The organism is Bacillus sp. 05T31 (assembly GCF_056396725.1).
Genome location: NZ_JBFTMA010000052.1, coordinates 1 through 15,323 on the forward strand (window position 1 = coordinate 1; position 15,323 = coordinate 15,323).

Consider the following 15,323-nt stretch of genomic DNA (forward strand, 5'->3'; position numbering starts at 1 on the left):
GTTATATACATCCTCATGTAGCACATCACGTTCTTTATCAAGTGTAATGACATGCGTAGAGTCTTCATACCATTTAATGTYTTTTAACGTAGATTCTACACCGTTATAAATAATGTTAGCACTATCTGTATTAATCATCTCATCATGRCGTGCTTGTACAACGAATGTTGGAGCATAAATCATATCAACATTATTGCGTACGTCACGAATCAACTCYTGTAATGCTTTTAATGTATTCATCGGTGTCTGTTTAAATTCAAACATTTCCTGCTCAATACGTTCTGGTGATTTTTGCTCACGCTTTTTATATTCGCGGGCATATGCCAATATACCTTGGTACATAATTTCTTCACTTTTAATGTACATCGGTGCACACATTGGTACAACACCTAAAATCGGTAATGTATAAGCAAGTTTTAATGAGAATACTCCGCCTAATGATAATCCAACCGCAGCTATTTTCTCGTAGCCTTGATCTTTTAAATGCTGATAGGCATTCATTACATCTTTCCACCAGTCTTCAGGACCTGTATGAACAAGCTCTTCTGGTGGTACGCCGTGTCCTTTATAAATTGGCGCATGACAAGTATAGCCTTTCTTCTCTAAGAAACGCCCTAGCATGCGTACATCAGCTGAGTTYCCTGTGAATCCATGYAATAATAAAACAGCGCGGTCTCCACCTTCAAATGTAAATGGTTTTGGAGATGCTAATTTCATCATGTACTTCTCCTCTTTCTCTTCTGTAATCTAGTCGTATTCTTTCTATTCTTAGTGTACCATATTTATAATTCTATAATCTAATTAGAAACTTTTTTCGAATAACAAATTAAAAAAATGCACCACCTGAAATAGCGCCTGAAAGGCCTGAGCTATTACTAGACTGCATAAGTACCATAACAATCATTAAAATCGATACAACAATAAGTAAAACTGATAATAACGTATGCACTTGGCGTACCTCCTACAAAGATTCAGTTAGTTTAAATGTTAGCATAAATCCTATAGAAAAGCGAGAGCTATAGAGTCACTCCCGCTTTTCTTCTATTACATAAACATCATTGCAAATAAAGGTCCGAGCAAACATGTCAAAATTGCTGTCAATGTCATTGTTACCGATCCAATAACACCTTCATGCTCGTTATTTTTCATCGCTCTCATAACACCCATAATATGAGAAGCACATCCAAATCCGATTCCTTTACCAACCGAGTTTGTAACGCGGCTCCATTTTAATAAAATTGGTCCCGTAATCGTTCCAGTAATACCTGCGATAACGACGAAGGCTGCTGTTAAGGACGGGACACCGCCAACTTGTTCAGATACACTCATCGCAACTGGCATTGTCACTGACTTTGGTAAAGAAGATAAAATTAAACTTTTATCTGTTCCCATAAGTGAGGCGATAGCAAAATCACTTGCAATAGCAACTGTTGTACCTACTAGTACACCACCAGCAATTGGTACAACATATTTTTGCAGAACATGACGTTGTTTATAAAGCGGGATTGCAAATGCTACTACACCTGGTCCAAGTAGCTTCGCAATCCAACCTCCACCACTTTCCATATAATTTTGATATGGTATATCAAGCAYTATAAATAAGAAAGCCATTAATCCTGTYGCWACAAGCATTGGAATGGTAAATGGTGTTGGAAATAATTTATAGATTTTTTTAGATAATTGATATAATAGCACCGTGAAAAGAACCCAACCGATTCCGATTAACATTTGGCTCATTGTGTCTCTTTTTCCTCTCTATTCGCAAGATATTGTCCTGTATGTCCTGCGACAATAATAATTAAAAACGTACTCGCTACAACTGTAATGAAAAGAGAAATTCCTTTAGTCATAAAAAAAGCACCGTAATTCATTAAGCCAAGCGTTGGCGGAATTAATAAAAACGGCATAATAGCAACGAGTGTTTCTGCTCCTAAATCAAACCATTTCACTGGAAGTACTTTTAGGCTAAGTAAAACAAGTAGGAAGAACATCCCAATCAAACTACCTGGAATCGGAATATTTAACATTTCTTGCACCCAATTTCCAACCATATAAAATACATAAAGAGCAGCAATTTGGACAAGAATCTTTGTAAGTTTCATGTTCATCATCCCTCATGTTTATACGATCTTCTGTTAATATCCTTATCATAGTATAAATTGTAAAAACCTGCAATTTATCAAATCGACAACGAAAACCCACTATATTATACGCTTACACCCTTGATATGACTGCGTTTCCATATGTGATTTACGTCAAAAACCTTGACCTAATATATAAAGTTTATATTTTCTGAATTTTATCGATTGTTATTTCAATAAAATAAAATCCTTCACTCCATTTTTATTCTTCCTTCTCTCTAGCACACATATATATAAAGATAGGTGGTGAACATATGTCTAAAAAAGTTCTTATTTTTTGTGATCCTGGAATCGACGATACGATAGCCCTCCTCCTCGCATTCTTTATCGATGAAATTGAAATTGTTGGGATAGTTGCGGATTATGGTAACGTTCCAAAGAAAATGGCGGTTGAAAATGCTCAATTTCTCAAGCAAAAAACAAAAAATACAGATATTAAAATATTCGGTGGTGCTGAACGACCTCTCACTAGTAACCCCGCTACTTTCTTTACAGAGGTACACGGTGAGCATGGATTAGGCAACATAATGCCGCAAGGCCCTTTTCAACATGAAGAAATGGAGAATTTTTTCGAGGTTATTCCTCTTATTCAAAAGCACAAAGAGGATTTAATAGTTGTAAGCTTAGGACGACTCACTTCACTTGCTATTCTATTTATTTTATATAAAAGTTTAATGAAACAAGTTAAATCTTACTACGTAATGGGTGGTTCTTTTTCACACCCTGGTAATGTCACACCTGTATCAGAAGCTAATTTTTATGGTGATCCAATTGCTGCAAACATCGTCTTACAATCTGCTACCAACATGCATATGTATCCACTAAACGTAACGCAGTATTCAATCGTTACCCCAGAAATGGCTGAGTATATTCATGCAAAAGGAAAAGCACCACTCGTCAAGCCACTATTCGATCATTACTACTATGGATATTAYGAAAAARTCTTACCACAWTTAMAAGGYTGCCCYTTTCATGACACRATRCCRATATTAGCYYTWCTTGATAATTCTATGTTTACTTACCACGAATCCCCTGTCATGGTCATGTCTGAATCCCATGCCCGCGGAGAGAGTATTGGTGATTTTCGCTCCTTAGTCGGCTCATAGAACCAGTTTTGATTTGGCCAGCGTTAGTTGCAACTGCGATGTCAGCGATTGTAGCATCTTCAGTTTCACCAGAACGGTGAGATACAACTGCTGTGTAACCAGCACGTTTAGCCATTTCGATTGCTTCGAAAGTCTCAGTTAAAGTACCGATTTGGTTAACTTTAATTAAGATTGAGTTAGAGATACCTTTTTCGATACCTTCAGCAAGTTTTTGAGTGTTAGTTACGAATAAATCGTCACCAACTAATTGTACTTTATCACCGATACGCTCAGTTAATAATTTGTGACCATCCCAGTCGTTTTCGTCTAAACCATCTTCAATAGAGATGATTGGGAAGTCTTTGCAAAGCTCTTCGTAGAAATCAACCATTTCTGCAGAAGTTAAGCCAGTACGGCCTTCGCCTGCAAGGTCATATTTACCAGTTTCTTTGTTGTAGAACTCAGAAGAAGCAACGTCCATTCCTAAGAATACGTTCTCGCCAGCTTTGTAACCAGCTTTTTCGATAGCTTCGATGATTACTTCTAATGCTTCACGGTTAGAACCAAGGTTTGGAGCGAATCCACCTTCGTCACCTACTGCAGTGTTAAGACCTTTGTCATGTAATACAGCTTTAAGTGCATGGAATACTTCAGCACCCATACGGATTGATTCTTTGAATGTTGGAGCACCAACTGGTAAGATCATGAACTCTTGGAAGTCAACGTTGTTATCAGCGTGAGAACCACCGTTGATGATGTTCATCATTGGAGTTGGTAATTGTTTTGCATTGAATCCACCAAGGTAACGGTATAATGGAAGACCTACGAAGTCAGCTGCTGCGTGAGCTACTGCCATAGATACACCAAGGATAGCGTTAGCACCTAGTTTACCTTTGTTTGGAGTGCCATCTAATTCGATCATAGCACGGTCGATACCAGCTTGGTCAGTTACGTCGAAACCAACGATTTCTGGAGCGATTGCTTCGTTAACGTTGTTTACTGCGTTAAGAACACCTTTACCAAGGTAACGAGATTTGTCACCGTCACGTAATTCTACTGCTTCGTGCTCACCAGTAGATGCACCACTTGGTACGATAGCGCGTCCGAATGCGCCGCTTTCTGTGTAAACTTCTACTTCTACAGTTGGGTTACCACGAGAGTCAAGGACTTCGCGAGCATAAACATCAATAATTGTTGACATAATAAATTCTCTCCTTTTTATATAAGCAAATTATTTAATAATTGTTTTACCTGTCATTTCTTTCGGTTGTTCCACATTTAAAAGWGTAAGCATTGTTGGGGCGATATCTCCTAAAATACCACCTTCACGAAGCTCTACATCATTTTTTGTAACGATGAAAGGAACCGGGTTAGTTGTATGAGCTGTCATTGGTCCACCTTCAGCAGTTAACTCCTGATCGGCATTACCATGGTCAGCAGTAATAAGTGCTACACCATCTTTTGCAAGAATCGCTTCTACAACTTTTCCTAAACATTCGTCAGTTGCTTCTACTGCTTTAATTGTTGGTTCCATCATCCCAGAATGGCCAACCATATCACAGTTTGCAAAGTTGAGAATGATAACATCATGTTTATCATTTTCGATGTCATTTACTAAAGCGTCCGTTACTTCATAAATGCTCATTTCAGGTTTCAAGTCATACGTTGCAACCTTCGGTGAGTTAATTAAAATACGCTCTTCTCCTGGGAATTCAGCCTCACGACCACCGCTAAAGAAGAATGTAACGTGCGGATACTTTTCAGTTTCCGCGATGCGAAGTTGCTTTAATCCCGCTTGCGCAACAACTTCACCTAATGTGTTATCAAGGTTCATTGGCTTGAATGCCACGTAACCATCTACAGTTTCACTGAAATGTGTCATACAAACGAACTCAGGAATGTGAGGTACTTTTTCACCACGATCGAACTCACGGAAGTCTTCGTTTGTAAATACACGAGCAATTTGAATTGCACGGTCTGGACGGAAGTTATAGAAGATAACTGCATCATCATTATTGATTGTTGCAACTGGCGTGTCATCTTCGTTAACAATTACAGACGGCAATACGAATTCATCATGAATACCATTTGCATAAGAGTCTTCTACACACTCTTCTGCTGATTTATAAGTAGGGCCTTCACCATTCACCATAGCACGGTAACATTTTTCTACGCGATCCCAGCGCTTGTCACGGTCCATGGAGTAATAACGACCAGAGATAGTCGCGAATTGTCCTACTCCTGTTTCTTTAATTACTTCATTTGTTGCATCGATATAACCTTTTGCTGTTTGTGGTCCAACATCGCGGCCATCTAAGAATGCATGGATATATACTTTCTCCACGCCTTCTTTTGCTGCTAAGCGAAGAAGAGCAAACATATGGTTCATGTGACTGTGCACACCACCATCAGAAAGTAAACCGAATAAATGAAGAGCAGTACCTTTTTCTTTCACGCTTTTAATTGCATTTTGGAAAGTTTCGTTCTGATCGAACTCACCTTCACGAATTGCAACGTTTACGCGTGTTAAGCTTTGATATACGATGCGGCCAGCACCGATATTTAAGTGACCAACCTCTGAGTTACCCATTTGACCTGCTGGAAGACCTACTTCCTCACCAGAAGCTGTAAGCGTTGTGTGAGGGAATTTGTTCCAGTAACCATCAAAATTAGGTTTCTTAGCTTGTGCTACAGCATTCCCGTAAGTTTCTTCACGTAGTCCGAAACCATCAAGAATGATTAAAGCTGTTGGCTTTCTCATTTTACCGCCCCCAGAAGACCTAAGAACGAAGCAGGCTCTAAGCTAGCACCGCCAACTAAAGCGCCGTCGATGTCAGATTGTGCCATATACTCTTTAATGTTTTCTGGTTTTACGCTACCGCCGTATTGAATACGAACAGCTTCTGCAGCTTCTGGAGAAACAGCTTCTGCAACAACTTTACGGATGTGCGCACATACTTCATTTGCATCTGCAGAAGAAGAAGATTTACCTGTACCGATAGCCCAGATTGGCTCATAAGCGATAACAGTTACTTTAACTTGCTCTTCTGTTAAACCTGCAAGTGCTTTTGTTACTTGACCTGCTACTAGATCAAATGTTTTTCCGCTTTCGCGCTCTTCTAAAGTCTCACCACAACAAACGATTGGTGTTAAACCATGTTCAAATGCTGCAAGAGTCTTTTTATTTACTGACTCGTCTGTTTCAGCAAACATTTCACGACGCTCAGAGTGGCCAAGTACTACGTAGCCTACTTTTAAGTCGCTAAGTGCTACTGGGCTAATTTCGCCAGTGAATGCACCATTTTTTTCGAAGTGCATGTTTTGTGCACCTACTTGTAAGTCAGTTCCTTCAGCCTTTGCTACTAAGCGCTCTAAGAATAGAGCTGGCGAACAAACTACTGCATCAACAGCTGAAGCTGCTGGGATTTGACCTTTAACTTCCTCTACGAAGCTAACTGCTTCAGATAGAGTTTTATTCATTTTCCAGTTACCTGCGATAATTGGTTTACGCATGCTTTGCACCGTCCTTTTTCTTTGGCTGCTACTTATTTGTCGTTAAGACAAACTACACCTGGAAGTTCTTTACCTTCCATGAATTCTAATGACGCACCGCCGCCAGTAGAAATGTGGCTCATTTTATCAGCCATACCGAATTTTTCAACAGCTGCTGCAGAGTCACCACCGCCGATAACAGAGTATGTATCTTCTGCATCTGCTAATGCTTGCCCTACTGCTTTTGTACCTTCTGCGAATGGAGTCATTTCGAATACACCCATTGGTCCATTCCATACAACAAGCTTAGAGTTTTTAATTACATCTGCATAAATTTCACGTGTTTTAGGACCGATGTCCACGCCTTCCCATGTAGAAGGGATAGAGTCGATACCAACGATTTGAGTTGTTGCAGTTTCAGAGAATTCCTCTGTGATTACAACATCAACTGGCATATAGAAGTTTACACCTTTTTCTTTTGCAAGTTGCATAAATTCTTTAGCTAGTTCAATTTTGTCGTTTTCACATAGAGATAGACCAATTTCATGACCTAATGCTTTAACGAATGTGTAAGCAAGTCCGCCACCGATGATTAAGTTATCTACTTTGTCTAATAGATGACGAATTACACCGATTTTATCTTTTACTTTCGCACCACCGATGATAGCTGTGAATGGACGTTCTGGGTTAGAAAGTGCTTTACCTAATACATCTAACTCTTTTTCCATTAATAAACCAGATACTGCTGGTAGGTAGTCTGCGATTCCTGCTGTAGAAGCGTGAGCACGGTGAGCTGCACCGAATGCATCGTTTACGAAGATATCAGCAAGAGCTGCAAATTCTTTCGCAAGTTCTGCATCGTTCTTTTCTTCGCCCGCATAGAAACGTACGTTTTCAAGAACTAATACGTCGCCTTCGTTCATTGCTGCAACCATTTCTTGTGCAACTGGTCCGAATGCTTCGTCCGCTTTTTTAACATCTTTACCAAGAAGCTCGCCTAAACGTGCTGCTACTGGAGTAAGACGTAATTCTTCTACTGCTTGACCTTTTGGACGGCCTAAATGACTTGCTAAAATTACTTTCGCACCTTGCTCTATTAAATATTGAATTGTAGGAAGAGCTGCACGGATACGAGTTTCATCTGTAATTTTGCCTTCTTTCATAGGTACGTTGAAATCAACGMGGCAAAATACACGCTTACCTTTTAAATCTACGTCACGAATTGATTTTTTGTTCATTGGATTTCCCTCCGACTACTAGTTAGGATTGACAAAACCCATTCAAAAGCTTAACACATTTGCTTCTAAAACGAAAGAAGAGAGAGAGGGAACAAACCCTCTCCCTCGTTTTGTCATTGATTGCTTATATACTTAAGAATTAAAGACCTTTAGAAGTCATGTATGCAGCTAGGTCTACTACGCGGTTAGAGTAACCAGTTTCGTTATCGTACCAAGAAAGTACTTTAACCATGTTACCTTCCATTACCATTGTAGATAATGCATCGATTGTAGAAGAAGCTGTACATCCGTTATAGTCGATAGATACTAATGGCTCTTCGCTGTATCCAAGGATACCTTTTAATTCGCCTTCAGAAGCTGCTTTGAATGCTGCGTTTACATCTTCAACTGTTACTTCTTTGTCAAGTTCAACAACTAAGTCAACAAGAGAAACGTTAGCAGTTGGAACACGTACAGCGCCGCCGTTTAATTTACCTTTAAGTTCTGGTAATACTAATGCTACAGCTTTAGCAGCACCAGTAGATGTTGGGATCATGTTTTCAGCTGCTGCACGAGCACGACGTAAATCTTTGTGTGGTAAGTCTAAGATTTGTTGGTCGTTAGTGTAAGAGTGAATTGTTGTCATCATTCCGCGTTTTACGCCGAATTTTTCGTTTAATACTTTAGCGAATGGAGCTAGACAGTTTGTAGTACAAGAAGCATTAGATACTACATTGTGGTTAGCTGCATCGTATTGTTCGTGGTTAACACCCATAACTACAGTGATATCTTCGTCAGAAGCTGGAGCTGAGATGATAACTTTCTTAACTGATCCACCTAAGTGTTTCTCAGCGTCTGATTTTTTAGTGAAACGGCCAGTAGATTCTACTACTACTTCTACTCCGTAGTCGCTCCATGGTAATTGAGCTGGGTCACGCTCAGCGATAACTTTAATTTCTTTACCGTTAACAACGATGCTGTTTTCGTTAGCAGATACTTCTGCATTTAAAGTTCCGTGAACTGTATCATATTTTAAAAGGTGAGCTAATGTTTTAGCATCTGTTAAGTCGTTGATTGCTACTACTTCTACCTCAGAGTTGTTAAGAGCTGCGCGGAATACGTTACGTCCGATACGTCCAAATCCATTAATACCAATTTTAGTCATTTAAATTTCCTCCTTGGGGGATTATATTAAAGGGTAATACCCTTTGTTAATTGTTTTGCTGCACCTTCATCTGTAATTAGAATTGAAGTGTGCCCTTGCTTTATTACAGCCTGTATTGCTTTTGCTTTTGAAGAACCTCCAGCGACTGCGACAACATGAGATACATGTTGTAAATCTTCAAGTTGCATACCAACTGTTCTTACTTTATGAACAACATTTCCTTGTTCATTAAAGTAGTAACCGAAAGCTTCGCCAACTGCTTCGCTTGCCTGAATCTTTAACCAATCTGCTTCTGAAGTATTTCTGCGACGTGCCATTGTTAACGCATCACCAATTCCATGAATGACGATATTGGAAGATCGAATCAACTCAAGAACTTCTTTCACGGAGGGCTCTGTTACAATAGACGCATATGCTTCGCTACTAACGTGATCTGGAACATACAATAAGCGATAATTACTCATCGTATTTTGTGCCATTTTGGCGCAAATGGTATTGGCTTCTAACTCGACACCTTCTCCAATTCCACCACGTGCTGGGACAAATAGCATATGTAAATCTTTGCAATCAATTTGCATCATGTCCGCAGCAGCAGCTAGCGTAGTTCCGCCAGCCACAGCAACGATATTATTCACTGTCAGACGGTCTTTTATACAAGTCACACAAGCACGGCCCATCTCCAGTTTGACCCAAGGTGATTCATCACTATCACCAGGGACAACGAAAACTTCATCCAAGTCTAATGTTTCCTTAAGTTGTTTTTCTAAAACCTTTAACCCGGAAATTTCTTTCATAAAGTCTTCCAAAGCAAGAACTAAAGCTGTTCCTTCTTCTGTCAAAGTCATTCCAGAAGAAGCGACGTGAACTAAGTTTTGTTCTTTCAAAACTTGAACTTCACTTCGCAATACTCGTTCTGTCATACCGAGACTTGCAGATAAGTTTCTTCTTCCAATCGGCTGCATAAGCCTAATGTACTGAAGCACTTGCATTCTCGTTTGCATAACAGGTAGCAGATCAGGTAATAATTTTTTTGTGTTCTGAATCCATGAGCGCATATCTTTTCTCCTCACTACATCGGTTCATTTCCCTTCGTGGTCACTTTATGTCCCATAGTGACATTTTGTGTCCCACTTAGGTTAAAAAAATAATCCCTGCTACGTGTATTATTGTAACAGGAGACAGAAACTTATTCAACTCTTAACTGCATTGTTTATATAGTTTATTATGACACCTTTGTGAATGTTACCATATTCTACTTGTCTTCCGCCTATTTCTACAACAGGAATCATTAGATGGTATTTCTCTAAAAGGTCATTATCTTCATATATATCTATTTCCTCAATTTGAAAAGAATATTCATATTGTACTTCTTTTAAAACTTGTTTCGCCTTCACGCAAAGACCACAATCTTTTTTTGTATATAGTACAACCTTCATCTTCTTCACCTATCCAATTGTTTTTCTTAGAGACGAAGCAGGAATATGCATTTGTTCTCTATACTTCGCAACCGTTCTTCGAGAAATAACGATTTCATGCTCTTCTTCTAATAATTTTGAAATCTTTTGATCCGAAAGTGGCTTTTTCTTATTTTCTGCTCCAACAAGCGTTTGAATGAATTGTTTCACACGCTTTGTAGAAACCGCCTCATCTTCCGTCGTAGAAATAGAATTACTAAAGAACGATTTCATCTCAAATAAACCGTACGGCGTTTGCACATATTTATTACGCGTTGCACGACTAATTGTAGACTCATGCACACCTAACTCTTCCGCCACCTCTTTTAAAGCAAGTGGTTTTAAATACTCTGGACCTCCCCAGAAGAAATCATGCTGTTTTTCCATAATAATATTCATCACTTGTAAGAGTGTTTGTTTTCTCTGTTTCAAACTGCGCATAATCCATTGCACATGCTGATACTTCTCCGATACGTAAGAAGCCACTTCACTTTCACTATTATTTAGTAACGCACTATACTCAGAGTGAATTTCAATTCTTGGCATATTTCTCTCATTCATCTGTAAAACGAGATGATCGCCATCTTTTTTTACCGCCATATCAGGCACAATATAAAGTGGTTTATCAGAAGAAAATGCAAGACCTGGTTTCGGCTGCAATGATGTAATACAGTTCACCGCATCCTKTAATTCCTCTTTGGTACACTTCAACACTTGAACGAGCTTTCGCCAATCTTTCTTAACGAAATAATTAAAATGATCATCTATAATTTCTTCCGCTAACCCATTTCTTCTTTGTAAGCGCTTCAATTGGATTGATAGACATTCCTGAATATTACGCGCACCTACCCCTGCTGGCTCTAACGATTGAACAAGCTCCACGGAACAGTCCACTACATCAATTGGCGCAGAAAGAAGCTCTGATAACTCTTCATTTGTTTCTTGTAAATAACCATTTCCATCCATGTTCATAATAATGAAAGAAGCTGCTTTTCGCTCTTCTTCATCTATTTTATAATACTGTAGTTGATTTAATAAATGTTGCTGAATCGTTGTAGAATCCACACTGTAGATTTCCATTTGATTCTCGACTTGTTTGCGGGTACTTTTACTTGTGTTAGAGCTCTTTTTCTTCTCCCTCTCAAAACCACCTAACTCAATAAGGGGATTCTCTAACGATTGCTCATACAAAAACTCCGATAATTCTTGTACATTATACTGGAGCATTGTAATCGCTTGCCTTAACTCTTGTGTCATTGCCAAACGTAAGCTTTGTTCTTGTAAAAGACTTGCCTTCAAACTAATCTCCCCCTTGTTTCTATTGTACAATAAGTTTGGTAAAAGGAGAATCCTATCGCAGACACCCATTCCAAAATATTATTAATTTATATGTATTAATGAGATTTACATCTTACAACCTAAATTTGAATAATATTGAAAGAAAATAATAACGTATAAAAATTATTACCACATACTAATAGTAAATCTTATTATCAGATATAACAAGTGATAATAAAAAAAGGTCTGAACTTATACTTGTAAGTTCAGACCTTTTTTACAATGGCGAGTACATATCGAATATTACACGTTTCTTCACCATTGTCGCATTTTCATTTGATAGATTAATTCCGTTCGTATCCTCTACGAGTACCACACGCACCAAATTCACAGCGTTGCGATTTGCTATAAAGATACTTTCTTGTTTATCTGCTTTGTGTAATTTTCGAATTGTGACTTGGATTACCTCTGAGTTATTTTTCCAGGGTCTATTCTTACAAGTGAACAACATTTATGACATGTACTTTTTACTTAACTGCAATAAATACCTAGCGATGCCGTTATCTTATAAACTTCATTGAAATTTTCATCTTCCATGAAGACCTCCATGATTTCAGGTATTCCTTTTGCATACGCAACTAACATTTCGAATGCATCATCTTTCGTTATCTTGTGACGAGTCACACTACTGTTGTGATGTTCCATCGTTACATAATAGACCTTTTCTCCGCACTCCTCTTCTTCAATACATGTAAGAAACGATTTTATTTCAAATAGCTTGCGAGAACCTTTTTTCATTCTTCTTCTCCTTCATAACGGTCAAGAAAGTCCGATAATGCCAACGAAAGATGATCACTTTTATTAAACTTCAGCTTACTGGCAAAGACGGCTAGCCTGTCCCTATTGCTTTGTGAATCACTACTATCTTACGTGTCATATCTTCGTTCAGCAACTTAACAATACGCTTGTGCAATATATCTCGTTACAATTTCTTTTAGTGCTAAAATCTGTTCTGATTTGAATTGCATTTCACTCTTTAATTCTTTTCATAACGAAAAACCCCCTATACACGATTATTTCTAATCACATACAAGGGGTTTCTTTAGATTTACTATTAATTTTCAACACGTTCTTCACGCTATTATGTGCTATTTACTCAATACTTTTAAATAGAACACATCACACCAACAATACATAACGCGCCCAGAGGGATTCGAACCCCCGGCAGACGTGGTACCGGAAACCACCGCTCTATCCGACTGAGCTATGGGCGCATGATTATTACGATAATATCAACGGTTTGCCTCCGTCTTCTTCCGACTTGTTCTTACCGAAAGTTAAACGTAGGATACGAACACCAACACGTAGACGTTCGCTTCTTTACATATGGATATTATATCCTGACGCTAACCTAATACGCAAGCATAAAAACCTCTTCTACACTAGCTTTAGCGCGCAGTTTTCCTTCTTTCGTTCCCCCTTAATCTACTTAAATCGAAATAGAACGCATATAGGCTCATAACTTCATCATATTAAATCTAATCGTCTAGAATTGCATCTCTCGGCATCGCACTTTTCGCATATAGTCTATAAAAAAAAGACAGGCGAAGTGATGCCCGCCCATCTCCGCACTATTTTATATATTTTGATCGCAGGCTAAATATATCTTCCCCTTCACGAATGCCTGCCGATCCCTTCCTCACATTTTTTACGACAGTCCAATTCGGGTTAGTTTCATCACCGATGTTCTGTACTGTAAAGTTGCCGTCACCATATTCTCGGTGACCTTCTGCCAATTTCTCCGTTAAATCATTCTCTTTTGATCTCACCATCTTTGCGCCATCTCCCTTTTTATACACCCCTCTTAAACTGTCCAACCGATCACACGTCCAGTCAATTGGAGATCCTCGTTTTCCGCTTCGATTAATTTTAACACACTGTCGGGGGTAAGTTCCGATAACGGCTGCCCAATCGCATTAGAAACGTTATTTTCTTTGATAGTAGAAACTCGGCGAGGATTGGGTAAAAGACAATTCGCTGGGCTGCGTCAGGACTTCGCGAGAGATCAACCCCCTGATTCAAAAATCACAAATACTATCTCTAAGGGACTCCTGCGACGGCTCAGCGGGGTGGCTTGGAGGGTTCGGAAAATTTTCGTTTGGGTTGGCTTGTGGTGAATAGCGTATTCATTTTGATGAATGACGAATACAACATAAATGACTTTTGTTACTTTCGACTTTCTCTTCTAAACGTTGATTTAAAAGAATTCGCAAGACTTTCGATGAACAAAACAATTCGTAAATGTTTTATGCATTAAAAGAAACGTTGATTTAATAACGTTCTTCTTTCGTGAATGACTTCGATTGAACGAATAAGATAATGAAGATATTATTTTTTTAAAACTGAACACATCCTTTTTTTTACTATACAAGAAAATTTTATTTTAAATTGAAAATAACTACAAGAATAGAAATATATATATTTTATTGATATGTTTTTTGTGAATAATTAGAAATTTAACCCCATGTAATTTTCAGTTACTTTTTAATCTTCAACAGGTAACATACCTACATCATGAATTACATATCATCCTCTTCCATCTTATAAAGCGCCACTATAACAAAGAATTCATTGACGCTTGAATCAAAGCTTCAACTTCAAAAACCTAAATTTTCCAATCATAAATTCACCCAAACCCACAAATTATAATCTTTGAATTGATATTCCAAAGGGGGCTTCATTCAATGACTGTAATTACAAAACTAAAGCAAACTGTTTCTGGATTAAAAAGTGCACAAGCTAGCTTAGAGGGATTCGCTCTTGATACGGATAACCAACAAGCAAAGCAACTTTTCCAAACAGCTGCGCAGCAAACACAAACAATTATCGATTCTTTAAACCCGCGTGTTGAAGAAGTCCAGCAAGAAGAACCACAATACACACAGCAATAACCAAAGGTGCCATTGTATCTAATGGTACACAATTTGAGAAAAAGGGTGATATGCAATCATCCTTTTTTCTCAAATTACATAATGCAATAGAAATGGAATGATTATAATGCGAAAACTCGGAATCATAACCGCGTTATTTATGCTCCTATTCGGTTCACTTACCGGATGTGATAATAGCCCGTTAGATAAAAAAGTAAAGAAAGAAGAAGCTAAGCGAACAGATGAGAAAAAGGGCCCTAAATTAACAAAAATGAGTACAGAATCCTTTAATCAATCTATATCGCAAGACGCTAAGAAAAAAGCTCTCACTATAGAGGGAATTACAGAAGCCACCGCAGTTAATACAAATTTAGATCTTTACATAGCCRTYAAACCTGAACATCACGAAAGATTTGGTTTAAARCCTTTAMGAAGTAAATTAAAAAAGAAGCTAAGTGATGAAAACCCTACTTTCGATATTCGTGTAAGTACAGACAAAAAGATYTTTATGCTCATAGAAGAACTTGAAAACAAAATTAAGAAAAAGAAAGTGAGTAAGGA

Annotated in this window: 14 protein-coding genes, 1 tRNA gene and 3 pseudogenes; 3 read left to right on the top strand and 15 right to left on the bottom strand. The window is 38.3% G+C overall.

The genetic code is table 11. The features are described from left to right. The 4 genes and pseudogenes from AC1DJR_RS05570 to AC1DJR_RS05585 all read right to left on the bottom strand — a co-directional run. Positions 1-717: alpha/beta hydrolase (locus tag AC1DJR_RS05570; protein WP_477002185.1), on the bottom strand; the 717-nt coding region annotated here is incomplete at its 3' end. A 118-nt stretch (positions 718-835) separates the two neighbouring features. Then, positions 836-949, bottom strand: a pseudogene (gene secG / locus AC1DJR_RS05575) (preprotein translocase subunit SecG); the annotation flags it as partial. Between the two features lie 95 nt (positions 950-1,044). Beyond that, positions 1,045-1,737 carry an LrgB family protein gene (locus AC1DJR_RS05580; protein ID WP_477002186.1) on the bottom strand — a complete coding sequence of 231 codons (693 nt, stop codon included), beginning with the start codon at positions 1,735-1,737 and terminating at the stop codon, positions 1,045-1,047. Further along, complete coding sequence (locus AC1DJR_RS05585; protein WP_201025589.1) at positions 1,734-2,111, bottom strand: CidA/LrgA family holin-like protein; 378 nt, start codon at positions 2,109-2,111, stop codon at positions 1,734-1,736. The genes AC1DJR_RS05580 and AC1DJR_RS05585 overlap by 4 nt, the downstream gene beginning before the upstream one ends. Positions 2,112-2,395: 284 nt before the next feature. Here AC1DJR_RS05585 and AC1DJR_RS05590 point away from each other — a divergent pair. Beyond that, positions 2,396-3,244: pseudogene (locus AC1DJR_RS05590) on the top strand (nucleoside hydrolase); the annotation flags it as partial. On the opposite strand, the pseudogene eno reads toward AC1DJR_RS05590, so the two are convergent. The 11 genes and pseudogenes from eno to AC1DJR_RS05645 form a co-directional block, all read right to left on the bottom strand. Next, positions 3,237-4,427 (bottom strand): annotated as a pseudogene (eno, locus tag AC1DJR_RS05595) (phosphopyruvate hydratase); the annotation flags it as partial. The pseudogenes AC1DJR_RS05590 and eno sit on opposite strands and share 8 nt — an antisense overlap. 30 nt (positions 4,428-4,457) lie before the next feature. Then, positions 4,458-5,987, bottom strand: a complete 1,530-nt coding sequence (gene gpmI / locus AC1DJR_RS05600) for a 2,3-bisphosphoglycerate-independent phosphoglycerate mutase (protein ID WP_002129880.1) — start codon at positions 5,985-5,987, stop codon at positions 4,458-4,460. Next, positions 5,984-6,739 carry a triose-phosphate isomerase gene (gene tpiA, locus AC1DJR_RS05605; RefSeq protein ID WP_002016069.1) on the bottom strand — a complete coding sequence of 252 codons (756 nt, stop codon included), beginning with the start codon at positions 6,737-6,739 and terminating at the stop codon, positions 5,984-5,986. Before tpiA ends, gpmI begins: the two co-directional genes overlap by 4 nt. A gap of 32 nt (positions 6,740-6,771) precedes the next feature. Further along, the gene (locus tag AC1DJR_RS05610; protein ID WP_477002187.1) at positions 6,772-7,956 is read right to left on the bottom strand and encodes a phosphoglycerate kinase; all 1,185 of its coding nucleotides are present in this window, start codon (positions 7,954-7,956) and stop codon (positions 6,772-6,774) included. Positions 7,957-8,095: 139 nt separating this feature from the next. Beyond that, the gene (gene gap, locus AC1DJR_RS05615; protein ID WP_002016071.1) at positions 8,096-9,100 is read right to left on the bottom strand and encodes a type I glyceraldehyde-3-phosphate dehydrogenase; all 1,005 of its coding nucleotides are present in this window, start codon (positions 9,098-9,100) and stop codon (positions 8,096-8,098) included. Positions 9,101-9,126: 26 nt separating this feature from the next. Further along, entirely contained in the window at positions 9,127-10,155 is a 1,029-nt protein-coding gene (gene cggR, locus AC1DJR_RS05620) for a gapA transcriptional regulator CggR (protein ID WP_477002188.1), read from the bottom strand. A gap of 135 nt (positions 10,156-10,290) precedes the next feature. Beyond that, entirely contained in the window at positions 10,291-10,536 is a 246-nt protein-coding gene (locus AC1DJR_RS05625) for a glutaredoxin family protein (protein ID WP_002089547.1), read from the bottom strand. Positions 10,537-10,545: 9 nt separating this feature from the next. Continuing rightward, positions 10,546-11,853, bottom strand: a complete 1,308-nt coding sequence (gene rpoN / locus AC1DJR_RS05630; protein ID WP_477002189.1) for an RNA polymerase factor sigma-54 — start codon at positions 11,851-11,853, stop codon at positions 10,546-10,548. A 510-nt stretch (positions 11,854-12,363) separates the two neighbouring features. Further along, entirely contained in the window at positions 12,364-12,630 is a 267-nt protein-coding gene (locus AC1DJR_RS05635; RefSeq protein ID WP_002143723.1) for a hypothetical protein, read from the bottom strand. Between the two features lie 400 nt (positions 12,631-13,030). Further along, a tRNA-Arg gene (locus tag AC1DJR_RS05640) sits at positions 13,031-13,106 on the bottom strand. A gap of 357 nt (positions 13,107-13,463) precedes the next feature. Further along, positions 13,464-13,664, bottom strand: coding sequence for a hypothetical protein (locus tag AC1DJR_RS05645; RefSeq protein ID WP_002129884.1), 201 nt, complete (start codon positions 13,662-13,664; stop codon positions 13,464-13,466). Between the two features lie 912 nt (positions 13,665-14,576). Between AC1DJR_RS05645 and AC1DJR_RS05650 the strand changes: the two genes are divergently transcribed. Together AC1DJR_RS05650 and AC1DJR_RS05655 are read left to right on the top strand one after the other, a co-directional pair. Further along, positions 14,577-14,783: a DUF1657 domain-containing protein gene (locus AC1DJR_RS05650; protein WP_000216167.1), complete on the top strand. Its 207-nt coding sequence runs from the start codon at positions 14,577-14,579 to the stop codon at positions 14,781-14,783. Between the two features lie 106 nt (positions 14,784-14,889). Continuing rightward, the coding region (locus AC1DJR_RS05655; protein WP_477002190.1) for a YhcN/YlaJ family sporulation lipoprotein at positions 14,890-15,323 on the top strand (434 nt) is incomplete at its 3' end.